The organism is Kitasatospora sp. MBT63 (assembly GCF_000710465.2).
Taxonomy (GTDB): Bacteria; Actinomycetota; Actinomycetes; order Streptomycetales; family Streptomycetaceae; genus Kitasatospora.
Genome location: NZ_JAIZ01000344.1, coordinates 11,800 through 16,110, shown reverse-complemented (window position 1 = coordinate 16,110; position 4,311 = coordinate 11,800). Strand labels below are relative to the sequence as shown.

The 4,311-nt window shown below is 74.6% G+C and carries 2 protein-coding genes, 1 tRNA gene and 1 pseudogene; 2 read left to right on the top strand and 2 right to left on the bottom strand.

Features of this window, described 5'->3' with window-relative positions; translation table 11 throughout:
* Nucleotides 1-2,154 (bottom strand): transglycosylase domain-containing protein (locus tag AA75_RS20510; protein ID WP_051812881.1); only part of this gene is annotated, 2,154 nt, incomplete at its 3' end.
* Nucleotides 2,155-2,357: 203 nt separating this feature from the next.
* On the opposite strand from AA75_RS20510, the pseudogene AA75_RS20505 reads away from it, so the two are divergent.
* A pseudogene (locus AA75_RS20505) lies at nucleotides 2,358-3,181 on the top strand (hypothetical protein).
* Nucleotides 3,182-3,235: 54 nt separating this feature from the next.
* Here AA75_RS20505 and AA75_RS20500 read toward each other — a convergent pair.
* Nucleotides 3,236-3,309, bottom strand: a tRNA-Lys gene (locus AA75_RS20500).
* A gap of 81 nt (nucleotides 3,310-3,390) precedes the next feature.
* Here AA75_RS20500 and AA75_RS20495 point away from each other — a divergent pair.
* The gene (locus AA75_RS20495; protein ID WP_035980854.1) at nucleotides 3,391-4,263 is read left to right on the top strand and encodes an alpha/beta fold hydrolase; all 873 of its coding nucleotides are present in this window, start codon (nucleotides 3,391-3,393) and stop codon (nucleotides 4,261-4,263) included.
* The last annotated feature ends 48 nt before the right edge of the window (nucleotides 4,264-4,311 follow it).

Here is a 4,311-nt window from a genome sequence, read left to right as displayed (position 1 = left end):
GGGCGGGCGTCCCGGGTTCCGGCCGGTGGCCGGGGCCTGGTTGCGGTCGCCGCCCCAGGACGGGCGGTCCGACGGCGACGGGCTCGGAGCCGGGGTGTCGGCGGGGGCCGACGGCGAGGGCGACGGGCTCGGCGCGGCCGGCGGGGTGGGGACCGGGGCCCGCTCCACGGCCGGCGCCGCCGGGAACCGCTTGACCGGCTGACCGGCCAGCGCGGCCTTCATATACGCGGTCCAGATCTGCGCCGGGAAGCGCCCGCCTGCCGCGTTGCCGCCGCCGCCGACCCCGTTCAGCGAGACCTGCGAACCGTCCGCCGGGTCCTGGCCGAACAGGCCGACCGCGGTCACCAGCTCCGGCGTGTAGCCGACGAAGTACACCGACCGGCCGTCGTCGGTGGTACCGGTCTTGGCGGCGGCGGGCCTGCCCAGCCCCTGGGCCCGGGCCGCGGTGCCGCCCAGGTCGGTGACCACGCCCTGGAGGATGGAGGTCACCGACCGCGCGGTCTGCTGGGAGACCGCCTGGGTCGCCTTGTGCCCGGGCAGCGCCACCTGCTCGCCGCCGTGCTCCAGCGAGTCCACCAGCCACGGGGTGATCTGCCGGCCGTCGTTGTCGAGGGTGGCGTACACCCCGGCCATCTCCAGCACGCTCGGCGAGGCCACCCCGAGCGGGATCGCGCCCTGGGCGGACAGCCCGGGGGTGTCCGCGGGCAGCCCGAGCGCGACGGCGGTGTCCCGGACGGTCTGCAGCCCGGCGTCCTGCGCCAGCTGGGCGTAGACCGAGTTCACCGACCAGTCGGTGGCCTGCTGCAGGGTGATCGGGCCGTAGCTGCGCTCGCCCTCGTTCGGCGGCGCGTACGGCTCGCCCTTGCCGCCGCGGACCGGACGGCGGTTGGTGCCGTCGTAGACGGTGTCCGCGGTGATCCGCTGCCCGGACTGGGTGCGGGCACCGCTGTCCAGCGCGGCGGCCAGCGCGATCGGCTTGAAGGTCGAGCCGACCTGGTAGTCCTGCCGGGTCGCGTTGTCGATCCAGTGCTTGGTGGCGTCCACGCCGCCGTACAGCGCGACCACCGCGCCGGTCCTCGGGTCGACCGAGACCGCGCCCGCCTGGGCGGCGGCGTCCGCCTTGCGGCTGTCCGGCTTGAGGCCGTCGGTGAGCTCGCTGCGCACCGAGTCCTCCAGCGCCCGCTGGCGCTTCGGGTCGACGCTCAGCTTGATCGTGTAGCCGCCCCGGGCGAGCTCGGCGTCGGTCACGATGCCGTGCGAGGTCAGGTAGGAGGTGGCGGCGTTCACCAGGTAGCCGGCCTGGCCGGAGAGCCCCGGCGCGCTGCGCGGCTGGAGCACCTCGGGGAAGGCGGCCGCGGCGCGGTCCTCGGCGGACAGCCACTTCTCCTGGACCATACCGTCCAGCACCCAGTTCCAGCGCTCGATCGCGTTCTGCTTGCCCTGCGGCGTCGCGGTCGAGACGTCGTAGGCGCTCGGTGCGTTCAGCAGGGCCGCCAGGTACGCGCCCTGCGCGGGGGTGAGCCGGTCGGCGTCGACCCCGAAGTACGCCTGGGAGGCGGCCTGGATGCCGTACGCCCCGCGCCCGTAGTACGAGGTGTTGAGGTAGCCGGCCAGCACCTCGTCCTTGGTCTGCGTCGCGTCGACCTTGATCGCGATGAAGATCTCCTTCACCTTGCGGCTGACGGTCTGCTTCTGGTTGAGGTAGGTGTTCTTCACGTACTGCTGGGTGATGGTCGAGCCGCCCTGGGTGCCGCCGCCGGACACGGTGCTGACGGCCGCCCGGGTCATGCCCTTCAGGTTGACCGCGCCCTCGCCGTAGAAGTTGCGGTCCTCGGCGGCCAGCGCGGCGTGCTGCGCGGCGGGCGAGACCCGGTCCAGCGTGACGTTCTGCCGGTTGGTCTGTCCGGTCCGGGTGATCAGCGACCCGTCCTGGTACAGCCAGGTGTTGCTCTGCGCGGTCGCGGCGGCGTGCGCGTCCGGCACCCTGACCAGGACGATCCCGAGCGCGAACAGGCCGATCCCGAGCAGCGTCGAGGCGATCAGGCCGACCAGCGCGGTGCGCCAGGTCGGTATCAGCCGGCGCCAGCCGGTGCGGCGTGGGCGGCGCGCGGCGCGCCGGCCGGCGGGATCGGCCTGCTGGATTGTTCGGGGCACCGGAGGACCTCCCTGCGAGCCCCGTGACGGTCGCTCACCCGGTTGACGATATGGACCGATCCATCCTGCCTGATCAACTTCGCAGGTGTTGGTGACCTATGTCCCAATTCTCCCCGGGTGCTCGCAAAATCCCTGGTAGGCCCGCTCGCCCGCCTGGGTAAGGTGCCGGAACTCACCCGAATCAGCGCACCCGGAGCACCGCGATGACCGACCGGCCGAGCATCCTGTACGTCACCGACCTGAGCTACCCCGCGCGCGGCCGGCGCTACGGCGACGAGGACGTCCACCTCTCCGACCGGCTCCGCGAGGACTTCACCGTCGCGCTCTGCCACCCGAGGGACGCCGTCGCGCTGATGGACGGCTTCGACGCGGTGCTGGTCCGCAACAGCGGCCCGGTGATCCACTACCAGGCCGAGTACCGGGCCTTCCGGGCCGCCGCGCTGGAGCGGGGAACGCTGGTCCACAACCCGCTCACCGGCCGCGGCGACATGGCGGGCAAGCAGTACCTGCTCGACCTGACCGCCGAGGGCCACCCGGTCATCCCGACCGTCGCCGACCGCGCCCACCTCGACCGGCTGCCGGCCGCCGACGAGTACGTGGTCAAGCCGCTCCTCGGCGCCGACTCGGTCGGCCTGACGTACCTGCGGCCCGGTGAGCTCGACACGGCCGACCTCACCGGAGGGCTGATCCAGCCGCGCATCCCGTTCCGCCACGAGCTCTCCTTCTACTTCGTGGACCGGGTCTTCCAGTACGCCCTGTACGCCCCGGACCCCGAGCGGCGCTGGGAGCTGGCGGTCCACCGGCCCACCGCCGAGGACCTCGCCTTCGCCCAGCGCTTCGCCGACTGGAACACGCTGGCGTAGGGATCCAGCGGGTCGACGCCTGCCGCACCCCCGAGGGCGGCCTGCTCCTCGTGGAGCTGGAGGACCTCAACCCGTACCTGTCGCTGGACCTGCTGGAGCCCGGGGTGCGGGACGCCTTCGTCGACGCGCTGAAGGCCTCGCTCCACCGGTCCCTGGAGGGGTGAGGCCGGGGACGCCGAAGGCCCCCTCGTCTGGGCGAGGGGGCCTTCGGTTGTCGGTGCGCCGCCAGGGACTCGAACCCCGGACCCGCTGATTAAGAGTCAGCTGCTCTAACCAACTGAGCTAGCGGCGCCTGTCTGACGGGGAAGACAATACACGGTCCGCGGGGATGGTCGGCACGGGGTGACCGGTTCCACCCGCTTAGGGTGCAGATGTGACCATCCAGGACCCCGTCCGCCCGGGCCGGCCGGTGATCCGCCGGATCGGCGGGCTGCCGCTGCACGTCCGGCGCGAGGGCACCGGCCCGGTCTGCCTGCTCACCAGCGGCCTCGGCGGCTGCTGGTTCGACTGGGACCCGGTGGTGCCGCTGCTCACCCCGCACCGCACGGTGATCCGCTTCGACCGCCCCGGCTACGGGCTGAGCGGACCCGCACCCGCCGCCGAGCGCCCGGGTCCGGCGGGCGAGGCGCACCGGATCGCGGCCGTCCTCGACGCGCTCGGCGAGCCGGGGCCCGTCACGGTGGCCGGCCACTCGCTCGCCGCCTTCCACGTCGAGGCCTTCGCCCGGCTGTACCCGGACCGCACGGCCGCGCTGGTCCTGCTGGACGGCAGCGTGGAGGAGGACCCCAGGCCCCGGCCGGCACCCGGGCTGCGCGACGCGGCGGCGCGGCTGCTGGCCGCCGCCCTCACCGCCGCCGCCGCGCCCTACCTGTGCGGACCGGCCGCCCGGCGGCTGGTGGTGCGGCAGGCCTCGCTGCGCGGCCGGGAGGAGGTGCCCGCCGACCTGCTCCGCCGCTGCTACCGGCCCGGGCGGGCGCTGCGCGCGCTGCTGCGGGAGAACACCGCCTACCTCGACGACGCCGCCGCGCTGGCCGCGCTCCGGACCGCCCGGCCGCTGCCCGACGCCCCGGTCACGGTGCTCGCCGCGGCCCGGACGGACGGCTCACCCTGGCTGGTCCGGCAGCGGGCGCTGGCCGCCCGGCTGGGCGGCGCCTTCCGGACCGCCGTCCCGGCCGGGCACCTGCTGATGATCGACGCCCCGGCCGAGGTGGCGGCCGCGATCCTCGGCACCTCCCGGCCGGGCTGAGCCGGCCCGGGCCGCCCCGGGGACGCCGAAGGCCCCCTCGCCTGGGCT